A 21,544-nucleotide genomic window follows, 5' to 3' on the forward strand; every position below is an offset into this window, starting at 1 on the left:
CTGCTGTTTTTTCATGTAAAGCGATATTAAATGCCAAAAGTATTAGAAAAAGTGGTGTTAAAATTTTCTTTTTAACGTGACTTGTTTAACAGTGATGGCAAAAAAAATATTCCGCTGCTAACGTTTGCACACATCGAGATCTTATTATTAAAACGTGCCTTAATACACTCTGGAAACCGTTGAAATACGAAGAAAGTAGTAATTGAAATTAATTTTTCGTGAAAGCTAATAAATTACCGTGATGCGCGGGGATGCCCCTCGCATATTGCAGCAGCATATTAATGATAATGCTTATTTATTCCGGCATAAGGAAATAAGGACAGCACAGCTATGTTCAGCATTCACCGACGTAACAATTTAGTAAAACGCTTTCGTTCCGGCACGTGCTTATTTACTGCAAGCATTATGCTGCCAACGTTCGCGTACGGAGCCTCTCCTGAATACGATGCCCTGATCGTACAGGCGCGTGAAGGGGAGCGGGCGCCACTGCTGAATTACTTAAAGGCTCAAGAACAGCAGACGCCGCTCACCCCCGATCAGGTCGCTGACTGGCTGCAGGTCACCGCCTGGGCGGATGATAATGCCGAGACGGTCCGTATCTGGCAGCGCTATCAGGATCGCCTTCAGGTTCCACCGCGTGGGCGGATCGCTGTCGCCCGCGCGCTGCGTAACCAGAAAAACTGGAATGCCTCGCTGGCTGTCTGGGAGAACGTTCTTAAAGACGATCCAAAGAATGCTGATGCGCGCACCGGCTGGATCATGACTCTGGCCGACGCCCGGCGTAACGAGCAGGCGATCACCGAAGCCAACAAATGGGCAGCGGAAGAGCCGGGCGCCGAGCGTGATGCGCTGGTGGCCTACGTCTACCACTCGCAGGGTAAAAACTGGGATGCACTGCTGGCGACCAGCCGGGCCGAGGCGCTGGATCCGCAGAACAAAAGTGTCCAGTCCACCAAGCTGGCGGTGCTCTCTGCCAACCGTATCGCCGGTCCGGCGCTGGATCTCACTCCGCCCTCTGTTGCTTCAGGCCCCCTTGAGCGCCGGCTGGAGCTGGACGCGGTTGCCCAGACCGTGCGCTCGGCGTTTACCCCTACCCGTAACGAAGAGGAGCGTTTCCTCGTTGCAGATAAAGCCATCGCCCGCTACGACGCGCTGCTTACCGCCTGGAAGGACGATCCTTCGGCGCAGGCCGACGTGCGTCGCGCCCGTATTGACCGCCTGGGCGCGCTGGTGATCCGCAAGCGCACCAAAGAGACGGTGAAGGAGTATGAGTCGCTCTCTGCCGACGGCCAGCCGATCCCGGACTACGCCAAGCGCTGGGTGGCCTCTGCCTACCTGGCGGAGAAAGATCCGCAGACAGCCGAAAAGATGCTGATGGCGATCTACTATCCCAACGGTCCGATCCCGGCGACGCCGCTGACCGCAGACGACCACCAGGATCTCTTCTATGCCCATATCGATAGCGGCAACTACCCGGCGGCGAAGCGCCAGGTCGACGATCTGATTAAACAGAGCCCCTATCTGACCCGGGTTTTGGGTTCCCCCGTGCCGCAGCCTAACGACAACTGGCTGCTGGGGCAGAGCCTGCTTACCCAGTATGAGATTGAGACCAACGACCTGCCGGAGGCCCAGAAGCATGCGGAGTGGCTGGCGCGTACCGGCTCCGGTAACCAGGCGCTGCGCATCACCTACGCTTCGGTGCTGCTCGCCCGTGGCCTGCCGCGCCAGGCCGAACGCGAGCTGAAGCTGGCTGAGGTGATTGAACCCAGTAACCTTGAGCTAGAGAAGCAGCAGGCCTGGAACGCCCTTGAGCTTCAGGAATGGCGGCAGGCGGATGAGCTGACCGACGACGTGATAAAGCGCAGCCCGGATGACGAATCCTCCCTGCGCCTCGCCCGCGCCCGTGATGTGCACCATAAGACCGAGCTGCGGATCAACGGTTCGCAGGGGATCTCCTCTGATAGCCCGGTCAGCGGTCAGCACGACTTTACTTTCAACTCGGCGCTCTATAGCCCGCCGATCGGCGACAACTGGCGGCTCTTCACAGCCTACAACTTCGCCAGCGGCGAATTTGAAGAGGGCAAGGGGATCAACCGCGATCTCGGCGTCGGTACCGAATGGACGGCGCGGGACTACTGGGCCGAAATGGAAGTGTCAACGCGTAACTACGGTGACGGGCAGAAGACCGGCGGGCGCCTGTCGGCCTGGCATGACTTCAACGACAACTGGCGGCTGGGCGGCAATGTGGAGCGGCTGTCACGCAACACGCCGCTGCGCGCCCTGCGCAATAACGTCTATGCCAACAGCGGCGATCTCTTTCTGCGCTGGCACCAGACCGAGCGCCGGGAGTACCAGCTTACCTTCGCCGCCTCGCACTTCTCTGATGATAACGATCGCATCGAGTACGGCCTGAGCGGTAAAGAGCGGCTGTGGACAACCCCGCGCTTCACCCTCGACTTCACGCCGGGCATTAGCGGCAGTACCAACACCAAGGAGGACGTCTACTACTACAACCCGAAACGCGATCTCTCTGTCGTGCCGGCGCTGACCGCTGAGCATGTGATGTATCAGCACTACGACACGATATGGAAGCAGGAGATTGCCGCTGGGGCAGGGGCCTACTGGCAGAAAGGCCACAGCGTCGGGGCAATAAATCAGTTTGGGTATGGACAACGGGTTCAGTGGAACAACGTCGTGGACGGCGGATTGATGCTGACCTGGGATAAACGTCCCTACGACGGTAAGCGTGAGCGGAATATCTCCCTCGCATTTGATTTGAATGTCAGGTTCTGAGGACAGGTCATGTTTAAGAAATGGCTGCGAGCCGCAACACTCATCGCCGGATGGATGCTCATCACCGCCTGTAGCAGTGCGGAGAAGCCGGGCTATCTTCCACCTTCTGCCAGACCGCCGCTGAACGCAGACAGCGCCTGGCCAAAAAACAGTTTTCTGGTACTGGGGTACCACGACGTTGAGGATGGTGCTGCGGACCAGCGCTACCTCTCAGTGCGCACCAGCGCACTGAACGATCAGATCGCCTGGCTGCGTGACAACGGTTATCAACCGGTTTCCGTACAGCAGGTGCTGGATGCCCACGACGGTAAAATCACGCTGCCGGAAAAGGCGGTGATGCTGACCTTTGATGATGGCTACAGCAGCTTCTACACCCGCGTCTGGCCGATCCTCAAAGCCTATAACTGGCCTGCGGTATGGGCCCCGGTAGGCAGCTGGGTGGATACGCCGCCTAACCAACCGATCGACTTCGGCGGCTTAAAAACCGCGCGTGATAAGTTTGCGACCTGGCAGATGGTGAAGGAGATGGGCGAGTCGCCGCTGGTTGAGGTGGGGGCGCACACCTGGGCGTCTCACTACGGCATCCTGGCGAACCCGCAGGGCAGCAAGGAGCCCGCCATTGCCAACCGTGCCTATATCAAGGCCACCGGCAAGTATGAAACCGACGAGGAGTATGAGGCGCGCATCAACAAGGACCTGGATCTGGTGACCAATAAAATCGCCGAAGTCACCGGCAAAGCACCTCGCGCCTGGGTCTGGCCCTACGGGGCTGCCAACGGGACGTCGTTGAAGCTGATCCATCAGCATGGCTACCGGATGGCCTTTACCCTCAACCAGGGTCTGGCTAACGCGGCGAACCTGGAAGATATTCCGCGCATCCTGATCACCAACAACCCATCGCTGAAAACCTTTGCCAGCCAGGTTGCTCAGGTGCGTGAGAAGCAGAACATGCGCGTAATGCATATCGACCTCGACTACGTCTATGACAAGGATCCGGCGCAGCAGCGGCGCAACATCGATGCGCTGATCCAGCGCGTGTACGACATGAAGATCTCTCACGTCTTCCTGCAGGCGTACGCCGATCCCAAGGGCGATGGCAACATCCATGAGCTCTACTTCCCGAACCGCTGGCTGCCGATGCGCGCCGATCTGTTCAACTTTATCGCCTGGCAGTTACAGAGCCGCGGTGGGGTGAACGTCTATGCCTGGATGCCGGTACTGGCTTTCCAGATGGACGATCCGCTCCCGCGCGTCACGGCCTGGAACCCGGATACCAAGCGCAGCGCGGTAGAGCGCAAGCAGTATGTGCGTCTGTCACCGTGGAGCCCGGAAGCCCGCAGGCGTATCACTGAGATCTACGAAGATCTGGCCAAAGGGGCTGCCTTCAATGGCGTGCTGTTCCACGATGACGCCTTCCTGAGCGATTACGAGGACGCTTCGCCGGATGCGCTGCGCGCCTACAAGGCGGCGGGTTTCCCGGGCAGCATCGAGGAGATCCGTAGCAATCCAGAGACCTTTAAACGCTGGACGCGCTTCAAGAGCAAGACGCTGATCGACTTTACCCGCGATCTGGCCGAGTCGGTACGCGCCATTCGTGGGCCGCAGGTGCAAACCGCCCGCAACATCTACGCTCCGCCAATCATGGAGCCGGAGAGCGAAGCCTGGTTTGCGCAGAACCTTGATGACTTCCTGTCCACCTACGACTGGACCGCGCCGATGGCGATGCCGTGGATGGAGGGCGTACCGGCGGGCGAGGAGAATGCCTGGCTGGACAGGATGGTGAAAATCGTGGGTCAGCGCCCCGGCGCACTGGATAAAACCGTCTTTGAACTGCAGGCGCAGGACTGGCGTGCTGACGCGAAAGAGAAAGATATCAGCGGGAAACAGCTGACCGAGTGGATGCGCCAGCTCAAGCTGAGCGGTGCGGACAGCTACGGCTACTACCCTGACGATTTCCTTAACGATCAACCCGAGATGTCTGAGATCCGCTCTGCCTTCTCATCATACTGGTATCCGCAAAAATGACCGATCGCATTGTAGCGTTTCTCATACTGTGCCTGATGTTCAGCTTCCCGCTGGGGGTGGCAGCAATTTTCACCGGCGACATGATCCTGAACTTCGTCTTCTTCTGGCCGCTGTTTATGTCCGCGTTATGGATCAGCGGCGGGCTCTACTTCTGGTTCCATCGGGAGCGTCACTGGCCCTGGGGGCCAAACACGCCGCCGCCGCAGCTGGAGGGGAATCCGCTCATTTCCATCCTGATACCTTGCTATAACGAGGGGCTAAACGCACGGGAGACCATCGAGGCGGCGCTGGCCCAGCGTTATGAAAACATTGAAGTTATCGCCATCAACGACGGCTCAAAAGACAACACCGGCGAGGTGCTGGATCAGCTGGCCATTGAGTATCCGCGCCTGCGGGTGATCCATCTGGCGGAGAATCAGGGTAAAGCGGTGGCGTTGCAGACCGGTGCGGCCTCGGCGCGAAGCGATTTCCTGGTCTGTATCGATGGTGATGCGCTGCTGGATCGCGACGCGGCAGCCTACCTGGTGGCACCGCTGCTGCAGTATCCCCGCGTGGGAGCGGTAACCGGCAACCCGCGGATCCGCACCCGCTCTACGCTGGTGGGGCGCGTGCAGGTTGGCGAGTTCTCGTCAATCATCGGCCTGATCAAGCGTACCCAGCGCGTCTACGGCCAGGTGTTTACCGTCTCCGGCGTCATTGCCGCCTTCCGCCGCCGCGCGCTGTCGGAAGTGGGCTACTGGAGCCCGGATATGATCACGGAAGATATCGATATCAGCTGGAAGCTGCAGCTGCGCCACTGGACAGTGTTCTACGAGCCGCGTGCGCTCTGCTGGATCCTGATGCCAGAGACCATGAAAGGTCTATGGAAGCAGCGCCTGCGCTGGGCCCAGGGCGGGGCAGAAGTCTTTATTGTCAATATGCGCCGCCTCTGGGCCTGGGAGTATCGCCGCATGTGGCCGCTATTCCTCGAGTTTTGCCTGTCAACCGCCTGGGCCTTTGCCTATGCGGTAACGATCCTGCTGTTCCTCGTTGGGCTGGTTATCCCCATGCCCAGTTCTCTCCATGTACAACATCTGTTCCCACCGGCTTTTACCGGGCTCATGCTCGGCGTGGTTTGTTTGCTGCAATTTTTTGTCAGTCTTCTTATTGAACGGCGCTATGAAAAAGGTATCGGCGCGTCGCTCTTCTGGATCATCTGGTTCCCGGTGGTTTATTGGATGTTGAGTTTGTTCACAACGTTGGTCGCCTTCCCCAAAGTGATGCTGATGCGTAAACGCAGCAGAGCGCGCTGGGTAAGTCCTGACCGTGGTATAGGAAGAAATGACTCATGAAACAACCGCTGATTTTTACTGAACTGCGCATTATGCCGCGTATTTTTGACGTGGCCCTGACCCTGATAGCCTGGCTGGGGTTCTCCTACCTGGTCTATGCAGGACTGATGAACATGCTGGCCAACGCGCCATTTATCGGCTTCGGCCCGCTATTCTCCACCGTCAACACGGTGACGTTCTACCTGATGGTGGCGCTGATCAACGCTGCGGTGCTGATTGGCTGGGCTAAATACAACCAGATCCGCTTCCGCGTCGAGCGCCGCAAGCGCCGTCCGGGACTGGGTCGCGACGAGCTGGCAGCCAGCTTCCGCATCGCCCCGGCGCTGGTGCAGGATCTGAGCAACGGCCGAGTGCTGACCGTGTTTCATTACGATACCGGTGCCATCAGCCGCGCGGAAGTGGATAAAGGCCTTATCGCCAGCGTTGCCTAACGCCGTTTAGCGCCTTGCCCAGAACGCGGGAGAGCGACCTGGGCAAGGTACTTCTCTATAAGTTCGCAGACATCGTGGCGGTATTTGCTTATAATAGTATTTTATTGCGCTGCGCTGGAGATACCGTATGGATAGCGTTAAAAACGGGAATGTAATCTACAAGAAACCTTCGCGTGAACAGCTCACCCGAACCGTTGTGACCTCAACGGCCATCGAAACAGGGCAATCATCTCAGTCTGTTGAGGCTTCCTTAAAAATCCAGCGTAAGAAGTTTGCCCATCTACGTTTAGCCTTTTAATCCTCTAGCGCTTTCATAACCCATTGCATCATTGGGTTATAGTTCATTACCATACCAGCATGAATAGCGGCAGTATAGCGCGCTTTATTATGCTCCCAGCTTTGATAATTCAAAGGCCTACGCCCACCCTGAACGGCCATTACATCTGCAAGCAGTCGTGCCAGGCGGCCATTACCTTCATGAAATGGATGGATAAGTATTAACTCTACATGTACAACAGCGATGGCTTTTGCAAGATGATCGATATCCATTCCCTGACATGGTGTATATGTCGCGAGGTAATTTTTTTCGAAGCTGCTTATCAATTTTTGTAGCTGAGCTGCGGGGGCAAACATAAATCCTTGCTTGCTAATGTTTACCGTTCTTATCTGCCCAGCCCACTCATATATATTTCCTAACCAAATGCGATGCCAGTGCTTTATCCTGGAGAAAGATATTTTACCGGATGGAAATCTTTCTTCAAAAACAGTGTGATAGAGCTGTTCTAATAGCACTAACTCTGCGCCATCCATCTCTTCAGCACGAGTAATACCTAGCTTATTTTCCAATACCAGATCGTCGGACCCACTGGCATACTTTCCTTCACTATGTGAAACACTGTATCGGCTCATCGCAACCTCCATTTGTCACGCTTGCTGTGTGCCGTACATCATTTCATTCTCTACTGCCTGGCGGCATGATCGGCGTCAACCCTACCAAAACCACACTTCTCGGTTATATTGTTAATAAACCAGAGAGGGTGTCTATGAAATTTCCCGGTGTACCTGTTAATGAAAAAGAGCGCTTAAAATCGCTCTATATGATGGATCTGCTTGATAAAAAAGATGATGAGCGGCTGCTACGCCTGACCAGGCTGGCGAAAGCGACCTTCAATGTGCCTATCGCGCTCATTACGCTGCTGGACCGGGATCGGCAGTGGATGATCTCCTGTGATGGCTTGAATATGCGCCAATCCTCACGCAACGTCTCTTTTTGCGCCCACGCGATCCTGCTGCAGGGCATTATGATCGTCAAAGATACCCTGAAGGACGATCGCTTCGACAATAACCCGCTAGTACACGATGAACCCTTTGTGCGTTTTTACGCGGGCTGCCCGGTGCGTCTGCCGGATGGATCGATCGCAGGAACGATCTGCCTGATTGACAATAAGCCCCGAGACTTCTCCTCCGAGGAGATAAACCTGCTGCTTGATTTAGGTGCCATCGTTGAAGATGAGCTGGTGATTATTGGCATGGCGATGACCGATAAGCTCACCGAACTGCCCAACCGGCGTGGCTTTTTCCAGATCGGCGATAAACGTTTTGCCGAACTCACCCGGGACGCGACGCCGTTTACGCTGCTCTATTTCGTGGTCGAGGACCTGCAGTCTCTTAATGATATTTGGGGCCATGCCGAGGGGGATAACGCCCTGCGTGCTTTTGCCAAATGTCTTAATAGCTGCATGAAAAGTGGTGACGTCTGCGGGCGTGTAGACAGCAGCGCTTTTGCCGTGCTGCTAGCGCATAATGGCCAGAATGATGCCGACGCGTTTTTATTCAATCTGCAAACAAAAATAGATGACTGGTATAGTAATGTAGGTAAAAAATACCCGCTTAATTACTCATACGGGATGCTGGAAAATAGCACGGATAAATATGCCGATCTCGTGGATATGCTAAAAGATGGCGATACGGTAATGTATTCCGAGAAGCGCAAGGGGCGTTAATGGGGACGGGTTTAAGGGGGCAGTAAAAAAGCCCCCGCAGGGGCCATTTTATTAATGAGGTACTTCAGAGACCTTCTGAACTTCGGACTGGTTTATCTGCTGCTTAACGCCGTTGGCATCTTTGTAGCCTAACAGGCCTGCATCAGTCTGTTCAGGTTTGCCATCGGTGATAATAGTACGACCATCGGTAGTATGAATAGCATAGCTGGTACGCGTACAACCAGACAGGGCCGCTGCACCAAGTAAAATTGCAACAGGTAAAATAATCGCTTTTTTCATTAGACTCTCCTGATTGTCGGTTGAATATTAAAGACCTCATCAAAACGTGATTAAAATCGAAGCCTTGGAATAAGTGTAGAACATTTTTTTAACTCTACAACTTTCGAGTTACTTCAGGTGACCTGCCAATAAAGGGGGGTGCCGTAAACGTCGACAAAATAATCAATCACCGCACGAACGGTTAAAGGGGGATGACGCGTATTGGGATAAATCACCGCAATATGCTGCGGCCCGGCATTTATTGTTGGGTGATAGTCTGACAGGAGCTCAACTAATGTTCCCTGGCGCAGGCAGTTGCCTACCATCCAGTCTGGAAATAATACAATCCCCATACCGCCCAGCGCGGCGGTAAGCAATGTCTCGGCATTATTTGAGCTGAGGTGAGCCGCCACCGGGTAGTGCACCCACTCGCTGCCCTCGGCGTTAAATAGCCAGCGGTTAGGACCGGAGGAGCCGCTGTAAACCAGGCAGCGATGCTGATTCAGCGCCGCTGGTGTCTGTGGCACGCCGTGTTTTGCCACGTAATCCGGCGATGCGGCCAGGTAGTAGCGCTGGGTTCCTAAAATACGCGCGTGAAAAGAGGAGTCGGTTAGGGTGCCGATGCGAAAAATCAGATCGGCGGCGTCGCGATGAGGATCGATATAGTCGTCGGTCTGGTTCAGCTCAATCTGTAGCTGCGGGTAGCGTTCCACCAGGCCGCTCAGCCAGGGGGCGATATGGTGGTGACCAAAAAACACCGGGGCATTAATACGCACCAGTCCCGCGGGCACGGCGGCACGGCTCTGCAGCTCCGTTTGCGCACTGTGCATGTTTTCCAGCATGGCGCGAGCATGCACCATAAAGAGATGACCCGCCTCGGTGGGGATCACCGCCCGGGTATTGCGATAGAAGAGCTGCTGCCCAAGCGTATTCTCCAGCTGGATCACGGTGCGGGAGATCATCGAGGCGGAGACCCCCTCCCGGCGGGCCACCGCTGAAAAGCTCTGTTTATCATAGACGGCAATAAAAAAGCGCAGCGCGCGCAGGGTAATCGAGCCTGTGTCGTTCATTAATGCAAAACCTGCAAAGGTGTTTCCTGCATTATAGCGTTTTTTAATATTGCAGGTTGCTATACGCTGCTGCGCTTCTGTTCTTAAGGGATACGTAGTCATGCAATTCTTACTGATTTTACTGGTTATCATCGGCGGCATGGGGCTGTCGGTAGAGGCCGGCATTCTCGGCCCGCTGGGGGGCGAAGTAGGGCACCTGTGGGCCACCTTCAGCATCTTTGGCGTCGGGGCCGCGCTCACCTTTTTGCTCATGCTCTTCTTTAGCCCGCGCAACAGCCCGTCATTTTTCAGCCAGCCCGGCTGGCAGCTGCTCGGCGGCGTGCTTGGCCCTGCTTACGTGGTGATCCTGACTCTGGCCGCGCCAATCGTTGGGGTGGCGATGTGCATGATCGGCATTCTCGCCGGGCAGGTGTTTAAAAGTCTGGTGATCGATCACTTTGGACTCTTTGGGACCGGGCGCAGACAAATTGATGCAAAGCGCCTGTGGGCACTGGTTTTCATCATCGCCGCGCTGGCGCTGGTAGCAAAAGGATAACGAACCATGATTCTACTGATGATTATTCTCTCCGTGGTGGGCGGCGCGCTGTTAAGCGTGCAGGCCGCGATCAACGGCCAGCTGGGCAGCAAGGTAGGCGTGTTTCGCAGCGCGTTTCTCACCTTCTCAGTAGGGGCGCTGATTACCGCCCTGCTGATCTTCTTCTTCGAGACAAAGCATGCGGTCACCCTGCTGGAGGTGCCGAAGTGGCAGCTGCTGGGCGCGCTGCTGGGGGTGCCCTATATCGTGATTATGGTACTGGCGGTGCAGCGTATCGGCACGGCGGTGGCCACCGTTGCGGTGATCTTCGGTCAGCTGGCGATGAGCATGCTGATCGACAACTTTGGCTGGCTGCATAACGAGGCGATCCCCTTTTCCGCTACGCGGCTGGGCGCAGTGGTCTGCCTCGGCATTGCGCTCTGGTTTATCTACTCCGGCAGCAAAAGCCGCGCAGTAGAGTAAGACGTTGCACCATCACATCGCACTGCCCACTTTTGGGGCGCACTTTTCGCCTGCTGCGCTCGCAGCAGGCACCGTTTGCGGGCGTTAGCGCCTGGCATAGCTTTTGCACTGTTCTCTTCAGAAGGCAGCGCAACACAACTTATCTGTAAAAATAGCTGGCTAGGGTTCCGGTTCATCGCTGATGAATGCTGGTCCGAGAGCTGGCGACCTCTCTGAGGTTACACGGCGGGACAAAAGCCCGGGAGACAGCAGCACCAAAGGGTGTCGCGCTGCTCCCTGTTTTTGTGCCAACCCGAGGTCAGATAATGAAAAAACGTTCCTTTCTCCGCACGCTTGCTCTGTCGCTGGCCCTGCTTACCAGCGTTCCCGCATTCGCGGCGGCTAAAAAAGAGTTCAACGTCTGCTGGACCATCTACGCGGGCTGGATGCCGTGGGGCACCATCAGCAGCGAGAAGATCATCGACAAATGGGCGAGTAAGTACGGCATCAAAATCAACGTCGTCCAGCTCAATGACTATATCGAATCCATTAACCAGTACACCGCCGGCCAGTTTGATGGCTGCACCATGACCAACATGGATGCGCTGACCATTCCGGCGGCGGGCGGGGTCGATACCACGGCGCTGATCCTCGGCAGCTACTCCGAAGGCAACGACGGTGTGGTCCTGAAAGGCGAAGGCAAAAAGCTCGCTGACCTGAAAGGGATGAAAATCTACCTGCCGGAGCTCTCTGTCTCCCACTATCTGCTGGTGCGCGGCCTCGAAAAAGCGGGCTTGCAGGAGCGTGACGTGACGGTGGTGAACACCTCCGACGCCGATATCGTCTCTGCCTTTGCCACCGATGACGTCCAGGCGGCAGTGGCGTGGAACCCGCAGCTCTCCACTATCAAGGCGACGCCGAAAACTACCGAGGTCTTTAGCTCCACCGAAGTGCCGGGGGAGCTGATCGACATGATGGTAGTCAACACCGAGACGCTGAGGGATAACCCGGCGCTGGGCAAAGCGCTGACCGGGGCATGGTACGAGATGATGGGCCTGATGAAAGCCCAGGATGCGAAGGCGCTGAACGCAATGGCGGCAGCCTCCGGCACCGATCTGGCCGGTTACCAGGCGCAGCTGAAAACTACCCACCTCTTCTATACCCCGGCGGATAACCTCGCTTTCATCACCTCTGGCGATCTGGCAAAAACCATGCAGCGCGTGGCGCAGTTCTCCTTTGATAAGGGGTTGCTGGGTGATGGGGCGCAGAGCGCGGACTTTATCGGCATGGCCTTCCCGGGCAACGTGACCCAGGGCGATACGGGCAACGTCAAGCTGCGCTTTGATGACAGCTTCGTGAAGCTGGCCGCCGACGGCAAACTTTAAGACTAACGGAGCCTGTGCATGCGACAAATTAACCGCCACCCACAGCCTGGTATGCGCCTTATGCTGGTGCTGCTGCCGTTTGTCCTGCTGCTGGCGGCCTACTTTCTTGGCTCCGCGGTGCGCCTTGAGGCCAATCCGCATGACAAGCTGCTGCCGGGCCTCGACGGCATGCTGGCCGCCATCGACCGGATGGCCTTTACCCCGGACAGGCGCAGCGGCGACTACCTCTTCTGGCTGGATACCCTGGTGAGCCTGGCGCGCCTGCTCACCGGGCTGGTTATCGCCTCGCTGATTGGGCTGTGCATCGGCATCACCGCCGGGGTCTTCCCAATGTGGCGGGCGTCGCTGTCGCCGCTGATGACCGTGCTGTCGATGATCCCCCCTCTGGCGATCCTGCCGGTGCTGTTTATCGTCTTCGGCCTCGACGAGCTGTCAAAGATCGTGCTGATCATTATCGGCATCACGCCGATGCTGGCCCGCGATCTCGAGCACCGGGCGCGGGAGATCCCGCCGGAGATCCTGATCAAGGCCCAGACGCTGGGTGCCAGCAGCTGGACCCTGGTCCTGCGCGTCGTGCTGCCGCAGCTGCTCTCGCGGCTACTCACCTCCCTGCGGCTGCTGCTCGGATCCGCGTGGCTGTTCCTGATCTCCGCCGAGGCGATCTCCTCCACCGCCGGGCTGGGCTACCGCATCTTTCTGGTCCGCCGCTACATGGCGATGGACGTCATCATTCCGTACGTCGTCTGGATCACCCTGCTGGCCTGGCTGATGGATCTGGCGCTGCGGGCGCTGCATAGAACCTGTTTTCCCTGGGCGGAAGGAGGGAAGGCATGAGCTTTATCGATATCAACAACATCTGGCAAGAGTATGGCAACCACGTGGTGCTGGAGCGCGTTAACCTGCAAATCCAGCAGGGGGAGTTTTGCTCGATGGTCGGCGCGTCCGGCTGCGGCAAATCGACCTTCCTGCGTCTGCTGCTGGGCCAGGAGCGCCCCACGCGGGGCAGCATTACCCTCGACGGCCAGCCGCTGGCGGCCGAGCCGGATCGCAGCCGCGGCGTGGTATTTCAGCGCTACTCGGTCTTTCCACACCTTAACGTGCTGGATAATGTTGCCATCGGCCTCGAGCTCCCCACCAGTCCGCTGCTGGGGCGCCTGTTCGGCAGGCGTAAGAAAGCCGCCCGCGAGCAGGCGGCCCAGATGCTGGAGAAGGTGGGCCTTGGCCATGCCCTGACCAGGTATCCGGCCCAGCTCTCGGGCGGGATGCAGCAGCGGTTAGCCATCGCCCAGGCCTTCATTATGCAGCCGCGGGTGCTGCTGCTGGATGAGCCGTTCGGCGCGCTCGATCCGGGCATCCGCAAGGACATGCACGCCCTGCTGCTCCAGCTGTGGAGCGAAACCCGGATGACCGTCTTTATGGTCACCCACGATCTCTCCGAGGGGTTCAACCTCGGCACGCGCCTGCTGGTGTTTGACAAGGTGCGCATCGACCCCCATGAGCCGAACGCTTACGGAGCGCGCATTACCTACGACATCCCGCTAAACGAGGCGCGCATGGCGGAGGTGATGACCCCGCCGCCCGCCAACGTCATTTCTTTAAGGAGCTAATTCGATGACGCACTCTCTGCATAACTCCACCGCCATTCGCGAGGAGACCGTCCCCGGCGGCGGTCACGCCTCTTTTATTCTCAAGCGTGGGCAGATCCTGCGCCTCACCGACAGCGAGGGCGGGGCAAACGTCAGCATGATGATGCTCAACGCTCACGAAAAGAGCGAGCGCCTGAACCTGCCGGATACCCTCAAGGGCCAGCACACCGCCAGGCTCACCGCCGGGCACTGCTTCTACTCCGACATGGGCCGCGTGCTGGCGGGCATCGTGGCGGATACCTGCGGCTGGCACGATCCCTTTGGTGGGGTGCTGAACGCCGATGAGACCGCCGAGAAGTATGGTCAGGGTCGCTATCAGGAGCTGCGCAACGGCTTCTACCGCAACGGCATGGATAACCTGCTGGTAGAGATGGGCAAATGGGATCTCAATCTTGAGGATCTGCTGATGGTAGTGAACTTCTTCAGCAAGGTCAGCGTTGACGAGCAGGGGGCTTTTACCTTCCACAGCGGCTTCTCAACACCGGGCAGCTATGTCGAGCTGTATGCCCCGATGGACACCCTGATTGTACTGACCGCGCTGCCACACCCGATGGATCCGCAGCCCGAGTACGCCCCGCGTCCGGTGGCGCTGAGCTGGTTCGAGGCCACCGATAACGAGGCCGCCGTTAACGCGCTGCTGACCCGTCCTGAGAACGGTCGCGCTTTTACCAACACTCAGCTGTTTGCCCTGTAAGGAGCCGAAAAATGTCTCTTGTTGAAAGCCAAAAACATCCGGCAGAGGCGGTGTTCCGCCACACTATTCCAGCGGGTGAGCACTACCTGTTTGAAGTGAAAAAGGGGCAGACCCTGCGCCTGCACGATCTCGAAGGCAACCAGGCCATCGATACCCTGTTCTATAACGCCGATAACCCGCGCGAGCGCTACGATCCCCAGCGCACCCTGCGCCGCCAGAACAATGCCTACCTGACCACCGGCAGCGTGCTCTGGTCCGGGCTGGGCAATCCGCTGCTGACCATCGTGGCCGATACCTGCGGCCGCCATGACACCCTCGGCGGAGCCTGCGCCCAGGAGAGCAACACCGTGCGCTACGCCCTCGACAAGCGCTACATGCACAGCTGCCGGGATAACTTTCTCTGCGCCTGCCTGCACGATGGACGTCTGCACAAGCGCGACATTGGGGCCAACATCAACTTCTTTATGAACGTGCCGGTGACGCCAGAGGGTGGGCTGACCTTTGAAGATGGCATTTCCGCCGCGGGTAAGTACGTTGAGCTGCGGGCGGAGTGCAACGTCATCGTGCTGATCTCCAACTGCCCGCAGCTCAACAACCCGTGCAACGGCTGGAACCCGACCCCGGCGGAGGTGCTGGTATGGAACTGAGCCGCCTGCGCCTCGTCCTCTACCGCCTGTTTGCGGTACGGGCCGGACGCCTGACGCTGGACAATAAGCCACAGCAGTAACAGCCTTTTCCCCCTGGACGACCAGGCGGCGAGATTATTCCCGGCGGGACGACCCGCCACGGTTCGGGTCTGGATCATGTTTACAAAATTACTTATCGCTAACCGGGGTGCTATCGCCTGCCGTATTCTGCGCACCCTGCGGGAAATGAACGTGAAAGGGGTGGCGGTCTGGTCGGAGTCCGACGCCAGCAGCCTGCATATTCGCCAGGCCGACGAGGCGATTAGCCTGGGCGAAGGCCCGGCGGCGCAAACCTACCTGCAGGTGGATAAGATCCTCGCCGCCGCCCGGGAGAGCGGGGCGCAGGCCATCCACCCCGGCTACGGCTTCCTGTCGGAAAACGCCGCTTTCGCCGAGGCGTGCGAGGCCGCCGGGATCGCCTTCGTTGGCCCCACTGCTGAGCAGCTGCGCATTTTTGGTCTGAAGCATACCGCTCGCGCGCTGGCGAAAAGCCACGGCGTGCCGCTGCTGGAGGGCACCGAGCTGCTGGCCGACGTCGCGGAAGCGCTGGCTGCGGCAGAGAGCGTCGGCTATCCGGTGATGCTCAAGAGCACGGCGGGCGGCGGCGGCATCGGGATGCGCGTCTGCTATAGCCCGGCGGAGCTGGCGGAGGCTTTCGACGCGGTGCAGCGGCTGGGGAAAAACAACTTCAGCGACGCAGGCGTCTTTATCGAGAAATACATTGAGCGCGCCCGTCATCTCGAGGTGCAGATCTTTGGCGATGGCGCAGGGGAGGTGATTGCCCTCGGCGTGCGCGACTGTTCGGTGCAGCGGCGTAACCAGAAGGTGCTGGAGGAGACCCCTGCCACCGCGCTGCCTGCGGGAATGGCCGAGGCGCTCTGCCAGGCGGCCATCGAGCTGGGCAAGGCGGTGAGCTACCGCAGCGCCGGGACGGTGGAGTTTGTCTACGACAGCAGCGCGCAGCAGTTCTACTTCCTGGAGGTCAACACCCGGCTACAGGTGGAGCATGGCGTCACCGAGCAGGTGTGGGGCGTGGATCTGGTTCAGATGATGATCGCCCTGGCCGCTGGCGATCTGCCTCCGCTGGCAGAGATCGCTGCGGGGTTAAGCCCGCGCGGCCATGCGATTCAGGCTCGCGTTTATGCCGAGGATCCGGGCCGCCAGTTTCAGCCCTCGCCGGGCCTGCTGACTAACGTTAGCTTCCCGGAGCAGGATCGCATTACGCTGCGCATCGACAGCTGGGTAGAGTCCGGCTGTGAGGTGCCGCCGTTCTTCGATCCGCTGCTGGCTAAGATCATTACCTATGCCGATACCCGTGATGAGGCGATCGATCGGCTGGATCGCGCCCTGAATGAGACGCGCCTCTACGGCGTCGAAACCAACCGCCAGTACCTGCGGCAGATTTTGCGCGACGCGCCCTTTGCCAGCGGCCAGCCGTGGACCCGCTGCCTTGAGAGCCTGAGCTACCAGGCGGCAACGCTGGAGGTGTTAAGCGCCGGGACGCAAACTACGGTGCAGGACTATCCGGGACGGCAGGGCTACTGGGCGGTAGGCGTGCCGCCATCAGGGCCGATGGACGATCGCGCCCTGCGCCTTGGCAACCGCCTGCTGGGCAACGCCGACGACGCGGCGGGGCTGGAGATCACCATCAGCGGCCCGACCCTGAAGTTTAATACCGATGCGGTGGCGGTCGTCACCGGCGCAGCAATCCAGGTTGAGCTGGACGGCCAGCCGCAGGCAATGAACCGTACCTTCCTCATTCGCGCCGGTATGACGATGAAGCTGGGGGATATCCTGGAAGCAGGCGTGCGCAGCTACCTCTGCCTGCGCGGCGGCCTCGACGTGCCGGACTATCTTGGCAGCAAGAGCACCTTTACCCTCGGTCAGTTTGGCGGCCACGCCGGGCGCGCTCTGCGTACCGGGGACGTGCTGCACCTGACGCCGTTAACCGACGCCAGTTGTGGTGCGGCTCTGCCTGCGTCCCTGCACACGACCCTTGGGGCGGTGCGCGAGCTGCGGGTGATCTACGGCCCACACGGCGCGCCGGAGTACTTTACGCCCGAGTGGATCCCCACCTTTTTTGCTACCGAGTGGGAGGTGCACTTCAACTCCAGCCGCACCGGCGTACGCCTGATTGGCCCGAAACCGGAGTGGGCGCGCGACAGCGGTGGCGAGGCGGGTCTGCATCCTTCGAATATTCATGATAACCCCTACGCCATCGGCGCGGTGGACTTTACCGGCGACATGCCGGTGATCCTGGGCCCGGACGGTCCGAGCCTCGGCGGCTTCGTCTGCCCGGTGACGGTCATCGAGGCGGATCTCTGGCAGCTTGGCCAGCTTAACGCCGGGGATCGGGTGCGCTTCGTGCCGGTGGATATCGCCACCGCCCGCCTGCTGGCGCAGGGGCGCAGCCAGGAGCTGGCGAGCCTGCAGCCGGTGGCAATCAACTGGCAGATGCAGCCGCTCAGCTCTCCGGTAGTGATGGAGACCGGCGCGGCGGACAAGCGGCTGGTGGCGCGCCTCTCCGGCGATACCCATCTGCTGCTGGAGATTGGCGATGCCGAGCTGGATCTGGTTCTGCGCTTTCGCGGTCACGCTCTGATGCAGGCCCTGGAGGCGCTGGCGCTCGACGGAGTAATCGACCTGACGCCGGGCATCCGCTCGTTACAGGTGCACTATCAGCCAGAGGCGCTGACGCTGTCGCACCTGCTGGCAATCGTGCGTGAAGTGTGGCAGTCGGTATGCCAGCAGGAGGATCTGCAGGTGCCGTCGCGCGTCGTCTGGCTGCCGCTGTCGTGGGACGATCCGGCGTGCCAGAAAGCCATCGATAAGTACATGACCACCGTGCGCCGGGATGCCCCCTGGTGTCCGAGCAACCTCGAGTTTATTCGTCGCATTAACGATCTCGGTAATATCGACGAGGTCTACCGCACGGTATTTGACGCCAGCTATCTGGTCATGGGGCTGGGGGATGTCTATCTCGGCGCGCCGGTGGCAACACCGCTCGATCCGCGCCATCGGCTGGTGACCACCAAATATAATCCAGCGCGCACCTGGACGGCGGAGAACTCGGTGGGTATCGGCGGGGCGTACCTCTGCGTCTACGGCATGGAGGGGCCGGGAGGCTACCAGTTCGTCGGACGTACGCTGCAGATGTGGAATCGCTATCATGCGGTCAAGGATTTCGGCGGCAAGCCGTGGCTGCTGCGCTTCTTTGACCAGATCCGTTTCTACCCGGTCTCCGCCGAGGAGCTGTTGACCATTCGTCGCGACTTCCCGCTGGGGCGCTATCCGCTGCGCATTGAGCAGAGCACGCTGCGGCTGGCGGAGTACCAGCAGTTTCTGGCCGAGGAGGCGACCAGCATTGAGGCTTTCCGTACCCATCAGCAGGCGGCGTTTAATGCCGAAAGAGAGCGCTGGGTGGCCTCCGGTCAGGCGCACTTTGACAGTAACGACGCTATGCCGGACGTTGGCGACGATGCGCCGCTGCAGGCGGGTCAGCGTGGCATCGACAGCCCCATTGCCGGTAATCTCTGGCAGGTACTGGTCAAGCCGGGCGACAGGGTGAAAGAGGGGGACGTGATGGTGATCCTGGAGTCGATGAAGATGGAGATCCCGTTGCGGGCCACCTGCGATGGCATCGTAGACCAGGTCCGGGTACAGCCGGGATCGTCGGTGCGGGCCGGGCAGTGCGTGGCGGTGGTTAACGCCGAGCGCGCCGTGGCTTAGCGGACGCGGACGCGCTTTGGCGGGCTGGCCTTCAGCGGAGCGTTGACCGGCATCTCATCGGCCCACTGGGTGGCTGAGGACATCATCTCAGCCACCATCCCGCGGGTGAGCCCCAGCCGGTAAGCCTGCTGGCTGGCCTCTTCCCACTTCCGCTGTTCGTATAGCTGCGCCAGGCCAACAAACTGGTGCAGCAGGCCTCGGTGCTGCTGCAGGGCCATACGAACGTCCTGAGAGATCACTACCTGACCAATCAGCTCCTCCAGCGGGATCTCAAACACGGCATCCAGCAGCGAGAAGAGTCCTACCATGAAGGCATCGTTAGCCGAGACCCTGCCGCGCAGGCGAGCCGCCGCCAGCTCGCAAAACTTGGCGCGGATCAGGCTTTGATAGTAGGTTTCATTGGTTTTAACGTTTTTCATCGAGCTGAGGCAGGTCACCAGCACAAAGCGGCGTAGTTCTTTAGCACCCAGGTAAACCACAATATCCTTCAGCGAGTGGCTGCGCGTCCCCTTAATGCCGCGGGTGTTATAGAGAATATTCTGCGCATAGCGCATCACTTTATAGGAGAGGGCGACGTCGTGCTTAAGCAGATCTTCAATACGCTGCAGATTGGGCGCGTCGGAATTCACCTCCTGAATCAGGTTCAGAGAGACGATATAGTTCTGCACGAGCTTATTACTTTTGTAGACCACCGGCTTGCTAAAGAAATAACCCTGAAAAAGGGTAAAGCCGGCATTTTTAAATAGCTCGTACTCGTCGAAGGTTTCGATCTTTTCCGCCAGCAGCAGGGTATTTTTCAGCAGCTCCTCGCGGCACAGCAGGTAGTCCTGAATTTGCGGCCAGCTATTTTCTCGAATATCGAATTTAATAATGCTGATAAAGGGAATAAAGCTATCCCAGTCGGCGCTCAGGGAAAAATCATCCAGCGCCACGCGAAATCCTTGCTGATGCAGCCGCTTAATGGTGGCGAGCAGCGCGCTGGTCGGCTCGGCGGTTTCAAGGATTTCAATGACGACGCGATCTTTCGGGAGCGTCTCTGCCAGCCCCTGCAGCAGCAGTTCATAGGGAAAGTTAACGAACACCGTGCCCGACTCTTTCTGGCTATCGCCAGGCGCGCCAAAAAATTGCTCTTCAATGAGCTGGGCCGTTGCATGTTCAGGTGAAACGTTGGGAAAACGGTTAGCCATACTGTCCCGAAACAGGAGCTCGTAGCCAAACGTCTGCAAATTTTCATCAAAAATCGCCTGTCTGGCGACAAAAGAAAACATTCTCTATCCTCACCCAGCGCTTTGTGCTCTTCACTATGCCGCGTAATGCGCGGGCTGACTAATACTTTTCTCAAATTATCCTTTATTTGTAAAGTTTCGTCACAAAAAAAGCGGAACTGTTTATCTTTTAAAAACAGATGGTTGACAGGAGGGACTGTTTCGAGGGTAAAGAGAAGGGAGCCAGGAATAGAGCGCGCCGCTCAGGCCGGAGACCCAAACGGCGCAGAAACTGCAATTACGCGGTCTGCCAGGAAGATTTTACCTCTTCCGAGTTCTTATTAAGAACCACGTTGTTACCGTCAACTTTTTCTACCCAGCTCAGAGGGATATAGTGGTGCACACCGCCGGAAGCCGAATCACTTTTAGCCAGTTTAATTTTGTCTTCGCCTTCGAGATGGTCAACGGTGCCAACGTGGGTACCACAGCTAGCAATAACCTGAGCGTGTTCACGGATTTCACTTTTATTAACCATACATCCTCCTTTGTTGTGATGAAGTTTGAGTATAGTTGACGTTTTTAACTCTGCAGGACAGAACAATCTGAACTCTTTGAGCCCCTAATAAAGAAGATGTAATATGGATACCTCTTTTCTCCTCCCGGAGCGTCTTCTATGGCTGGCCCTCGCATCGCCCGTGAAAAACTCACTATCCGCAGGATGATCGCCCTCTATCAGCGCGGTGCGCCCGCGGCCTCTGCGGAAGAGGGGCACTACGAGGCACTCTTTGCCTATGCGGAAAAACGGCTGGATAAATGCGTATTTGGCGAAGAGAAACCGGCCTGTAAGCAGTGCCCGGTGCACTGCTACCAGCCGGCGAAGCGGGAAGAGATGAAGCAGATTATGCGCTGGGCCGGGCCGCGTATGTTGTGGCACTACCCGATCCTCACCGTGCGCCATCTGATTGACGATAAGCGCCCGGTGCCGCCGCTGCCGGAGAAGTATCAGCGTAAAAAATAATATTGCCGGTGCACGCGTTTGTAGGCCCGGCAAGCGCAGCGCCGCCGGGCGTTATGTTGGCATCGTTACGCCGGGTGGCGGCTTCGCCTTACCCGGCCTACACGATCATACTCTTATCAATTCCCAGGGCGTTATGTTGGCATCGTCATGTCGGGTGGCGGCTTCGCCTTACCCGACCTACAGTAAGCACGGTGTAATTTGTAGGCCCGGCAAGCGCAGCGCCGCCGGGCGTTATGTCAGCATCGTTACGCCGGGTGGCGGCTTCGCCTTACCCGGCCTACACGATCATACTCT

20 protein-coding genes and 1 riboswitch are annotated in these 21,544 nt (G+C 58.3%); of the genes, 15 read left to right on the plus strand and 5 right to left on the minus strand.

Annotation, left to right across the window (positions count from 1 at the left end):
• The first annotated feature begins 330 nt into the window (after positions 1–330).
• The 5 genes from pgaA to RTX96_RS16505 all read left to right on the plus strand — a co-directional run bounded on the left by pgaA (position 331) and on the right by RTX96_RS16505 (position 6,878).
• On the plus strand, positions 331–2,793 hold the full coding sequence (pgaA, locus tag RTX96_RS16485) for a poly-beta-1,6 N-acetyl-D-glucosamine export porin PgaA (RefSeq protein WP_312671580.1): 2,463 nt from the start codon (positions 331–333) through the stop codon (positions 2,791–2,793).
• A 9-nt stretch (positions 2,794–2,802) separates the two neighbouring features.
• Positions 2,803–4,818, plus strand: a complete 2,016-nt coding sequence (gene pgaB / locus RTX96_RS16490; protein WP_312269440.1) for a poly-beta-1,6-N-acetyl-D-glucosamine N-deacetylase PgaB — start codon at positions 2,803–2,805, stop codon at positions 4,816–4,818.
• Complete coding sequence (gene pgaC, locus RTX96_RS16495) at positions 4,815–6,149, plus strand: poly-beta-1,6-N-acetyl-D-glucosamine synthase (RefSeq protein WP_103818250.1); 1,335 nt, start codon at positions 4,815–4,817, stop codon at positions 6,147–6,149. Before pgaB ends, pgaC begins: the two co-directional genes overlap by 4 nt.
• Positions 6,146–6,580: a poly-beta-1,6-N-acetyl-D-glucosamine biosynthesis protein PgaD gene (gene pgaD / locus RTX96_RS16500; RefSeq protein ID WP_103818249.1), complete on the plus strand. Its 435-nt coding sequence runs from the start codon at positions 6,146–6,148 to the stop codon at positions 6,578–6,580. Before pgaC ends, pgaD begins: the two co-directional genes overlap by 4 nt.
• Before the next feature lie 127 nt (positions 6,581–6,707).
• Positions 6,708–6,878: a hypothetical protein gene (locus tag RTX96_RS16505; RefSeq protein ID WP_312671581.1), complete on the plus strand. Its 171-nt coding sequence runs from the start codon at positions 6,708–6,710 to the stop codon at positions 6,876–6,878.
• Here the strand turns inward: RTX96_RS16505 and RTX96_RS16510 are convergent.
• Positions 6,875–7,489 carry a Fic family protein gene (locus RTX96_RS16510; RefSeq protein ID WP_312671582.1) on the minus strand — a complete coding sequence of 205 codons (615 nt, stop codon included), beginning with the start codon at positions 7,487–7,489 and terminating at the stop codon, positions 6,875–6,877. The genes RTX96_RS16505 and RTX96_RS16510 overlap by 4 nt on opposite strands.
• A 134-nt stretch (positions 7,490–7,623) precedes the next feature.
• On the opposite strand from RTX96_RS16510, the gene RTX96_RS16515 reads away from it, so the two are divergent.
• Entirely contained in the window at positions 7,624–8,583 is a 960-nt protein-coding gene (locus RTX96_RS16515) for a sensor domain-containing diguanylate cyclase (protein WP_103818247.1), read from the plus strand.
• Between the two features lie 51 nt (positions 8,584–8,634).
• On the opposite strand, the gene RTX96_RS16520 is transcribed toward RTX96_RS16515, so the two are convergent.
• Together RTX96_RS16520 and RTX96_RS16525 are read right to left on the minus strand one after the other, a co-directional pair.
• Positions 8,635–8,862, minus strand: a complete 228-nt coding sequence (locus RTX96_RS16520) for a YgdI/YgdR family lipoprotein (protein WP_103818246.1) — start codon at positions 8,860–8,862, stop codon at positions 8,635–8,637.
• Between the two features lie 113 nt (positions 8,863–8,975).
• Entirely contained in the window at positions 8,976–9,911 is a 936-nt protein-coding gene (locus RTX96_RS16525; RefSeq protein WP_103818245.1) for a LysR family transcriptional regulator, read from the minus strand.
• A gap of 100 nt (positions 9,912–10,011) precedes the next feature.
• On the opposite strand from RTX96_RS16525, the gene RTX96_RS16530 reads away from it, so the two are divergent.
• From RTX96_RS16530 to uca, 8 genes are all read left to right on the plus strand, one after another.
• The gene (locus RTX96_RS16530) at positions 10,012–10,446 is read left to right on the plus strand and encodes a DMT family transporter (protein ID WP_103818244.1); all 435 of its coding nucleotides are present in this window, start codon (positions 10,012–10,014) and stop codon (positions 10,444–10,446) included.
• A 6-nt stretch (positions 10,447–10,452) separates the two neighbouring features.
• On the plus strand, positions 10,453–10,908 hold the full coding sequence (locus RTX96_RS16535; RefSeq protein ID WP_154058403.1) for a DMT family transporter: 456 nt from the start codon (positions 10,453–10,455) through the stop codon (positions 10,906–10,908).
• A gap of 148 nt (positions 10,909–11,056) precedes the next feature.
• Positions 11,057–11,155: riboswitch (guanidine-I (ykkC/yxkD leader) on the plus strand.
• Between the two features lie 58 nt (positions 11,156–11,213).
• A complete protein-coding gene (locus tag RTX96_RS16540) occupies positions 11,214–12,272 on the plus strand; it encodes a putative urea ABC transporter substrate-binding protein (protein ID WP_312671583.1) in 1,059 nt (352 codons plus the stop codon).
• Between the two features lie 18 nt (positions 12,273–12,290).
• On the plus strand, positions 12,291–13,106 hold the full coding sequence (locus RTX96_RS16545) for an ABC transporter permease subunit (RefSeq protein WP_312671584.1): 816 nt from the start codon (positions 12,291–12,293) through the stop codon (positions 13,104–13,106).
• A complete protein-coding gene (locus RTX96_RS16550) occupies positions 13,103–13,879 on the plus strand; it encodes an ABC transporter ATP-binding protein (protein ID WP_103818240.1) in 777 nt (258 codons plus the stop codon). The genes RTX96_RS16545 and RTX96_RS16550 overlap by 4 nt, the downstream gene beginning before the upstream one ends.
• 4 nt (positions 13,880–13,883) lie before the next feature.
• Complete coding sequence (locus RTX96_RS16555; RefSeq protein WP_312671585.1) at positions 13,884–14,612, plus strand: urea amidolyase associated protein UAAP1; 729 nt, start codon at positions 13,884–13,886, stop codon at positions 14,610–14,612.
• 11 nt (positions 14,613–14,623) lie between these two features.
• Positions 14,624–15,259: an urea amidolyase associated protein UAAP2 gene (locus RTX96_RS16560; protein ID WP_103818238.1), complete on the plus strand. Its 636-nt coding sequence runs from the start codon at positions 14,624–14,626 to the stop codon at positions 15,257–15,259.
• Between the two features lie 156 nt (positions 15,260–15,415).
• Complete coding sequence (gene uca, locus RTX96_RS16565) at positions 15,416–19,027, plus strand: urea carboxylase (protein ID WP_312671586.1); 3,612 nt, start codon at positions 15,416–15,418, stop codon at positions 19,025–19,027.
• On the opposite strand, the gene RTX96_RS16570 is transcribed toward uca, so the two are convergent.
• Complete coding sequence (locus RTX96_RS16570; RefSeq protein ID WP_312671587.1) at positions 19,024–20,295, minus strand: HDOD domain-containing protein; 1,272 nt, start codon at positions 20,293–20,295, stop codon at positions 19,024–19,026. The two genes, uca and RTX96_RS16570, sit on opposite strands and share 4 nt — an antisense overlap.
• 235 nt (positions 20,296–20,530) lie before the next feature.
• A complete protein-coding gene (locus RTX96_RS16575; RefSeq protein WP_042387703.1) occupies positions 20,531–20,767 on the minus strand; it encodes a DUF2171 domain-containing protein in 237 nt (78 codons plus the stop codon).
• Between the two features lie 138 nt (positions 20,768–20,905).
• Between RTX96_RS16575 and RTX96_RS16580 the strand changes: the two genes are divergently transcribed.
• Complete coding sequence (locus RTX96_RS16580; protein ID WP_312671588.1) at positions 20,906–21,250, plus strand: nitrous oxide-stimulated promoter family protein; 345 nt, start codon at positions 20,906–20,908, stop codon at positions 21,248–21,250.
• Positions 21,251–21,544 lie beyond the last annotated feature (294 nt).

Origin of the sequence: Pseudescherichia sp. (assembly GCF_032052675.1) — a bacterium.
GTDB lineage: Bacteria > Pseudomonadota > Gammaproteobacteria > Enterobacterales > Enterobacteriaceae > Pseudescherichia.

What these genes read in the sequence shown, in the direction of transcription:
- pgaA (WP_312671580.1), top strand. Translation starts at nt 331, where the DNA reads ATGTTCAGCATTCACCGACGTAACAATTTAGTAAAACGCTTTCGTTCC.
- pgaB (WP_312269440.1), top strand. Translation starts at nt 2,803, where the DNA reads ATGTTTAAGAAATGGCTGCGAGCCGCAACACTCATCGCCGGATGGATG.
- pgaC (WP_103818250.1), top strand. Translation starts at nt 4,815, where the DNA reads ATGACCGATCGCATTGTAGCGTTTCTCATACTGTGCCTGATGTTCAGC.
- pgaD (WP_103818249.1), top strand. Translation starts at nt 6,146, where the DNA reads ATGAAACAACCGCTGATTTTTACTGAACTGCGCATTATGCCGCGTATT.
- RTX96_RS16505 (WP_312671581.1), top strand. Translation starts at nt 6,708, where the DNA reads ATGGATAGCGTTAAAAACGGGAATGTAATCTACAAGAAACCTTCGCGT.
- RTX96_RS16510 (WP_312671582.1), bottom strand. Translation starts at nt 7,489, where the DNA reads ATGAGCCGATACAGTGTTTCACATAGTGAAGGAAAGTATGCCAGTGGG.
- RTX96_RS16515 (WP_103818247.1), top strand. Translation starts at nt 7,624, where the DNA reads ATGAAATTTCCCGGTGTACCTGTTAATGAAAAAGAGCGCTTAAAATCG.
- RTX96_RS16520 (WP_103818246.1), bottom strand. Translation starts at nt 8,862, where the DNA reads ATGAAAAAAGCGATTATTTTACCTGTTGCAATTTTACTTGGTGCAGCG.
- RTX96_RS16525 (WP_103818245.1), bottom strand. Translation starts at nt 9,911, where the DNA reads ATGAACGACACAGGCTCGATTACCCTGCGCGCGCTGCGCTTTTTTATT.
- RTX96_RS16530 (WP_103818244.1), top strand. Translation starts at nt 10,012, where the DNA reads ATGCAATTCTTACTGATTTTACTGGTTATCATCGGCGGCATGGGGCTG.
- RTX96_RS16535 (WP_154058403.1), top strand. Translation starts at nt 10,453, where the DNA reads ATGATTCTACTGATGATTATTCTCTCCGTGGTGGGCGGCGCGCTGTTA.
- RTX96_RS16540 (WP_312671583.1), top strand. Translation starts at nt 11,214, where the DNA reads ATGAAAAAACGTTCCTTTCTCCGCACGCTTGCTCTGTCGCTGGCCCTG.
- RTX96_RS16545 (WP_312671584.1), top strand. Translation starts at nt 12,291, where the DNA reads ATGCGACAAATTAACCGCCACCCACAGCCTGGTATGCGCCTTATGCTG.
- RTX96_RS16550 (WP_103818240.1), top strand. Translation starts at nt 13,103, where the DNA reads ATGAGCTTTATCGATATCAACAACATCTGGCAAGAGTATGGCAACCAC.
- RTX96_RS16555 (WP_312671585.1), top strand. Translation starts at nt 13,884, where the DNA reads ATGACGCACTCTCTGCATAACTCCACCGCCATTCGCGAGGAGACCGTC.
- RTX96_RS16560 (WP_103818238.1), top strand. Translation starts at nt 14,624, where the DNA reads ATGTCTCTTGTTGAAAGCCAAAAACATCCGGCAGAGGCGGTGTTCCGC.
- uca (WP_312671586.1), top strand. Translation starts at nt 15,416, where the DNA reads ATGTTTACAAAATTACTTATCGCTAACCGGGGTGCTATCGCCTGCCGT.
- RTX96_RS16570 (WP_312671587.1), bottom strand. Translation starts at nt 20,295, where the DNA reads ATGTTTTCTTTTGTCGCCAGACAGGCGATTTTTGATGAAAATTTGCAG.
- RTX96_RS16575 (WP_042387703.1), bottom strand. Translation starts at nt 20,767, where the DNA reads ATGGTTAATAAAAGTGAAATCCGTGAACACGCTCAGGTTATTGCTAGC.
- RTX96_RS16580 (WP_312671588.1), top strand. Translation starts at nt 20,906, where the DNA reads ATGGCTGGCCCTCGCATCGCCCGTGAAAAACTCACTATCCGCAGGATG.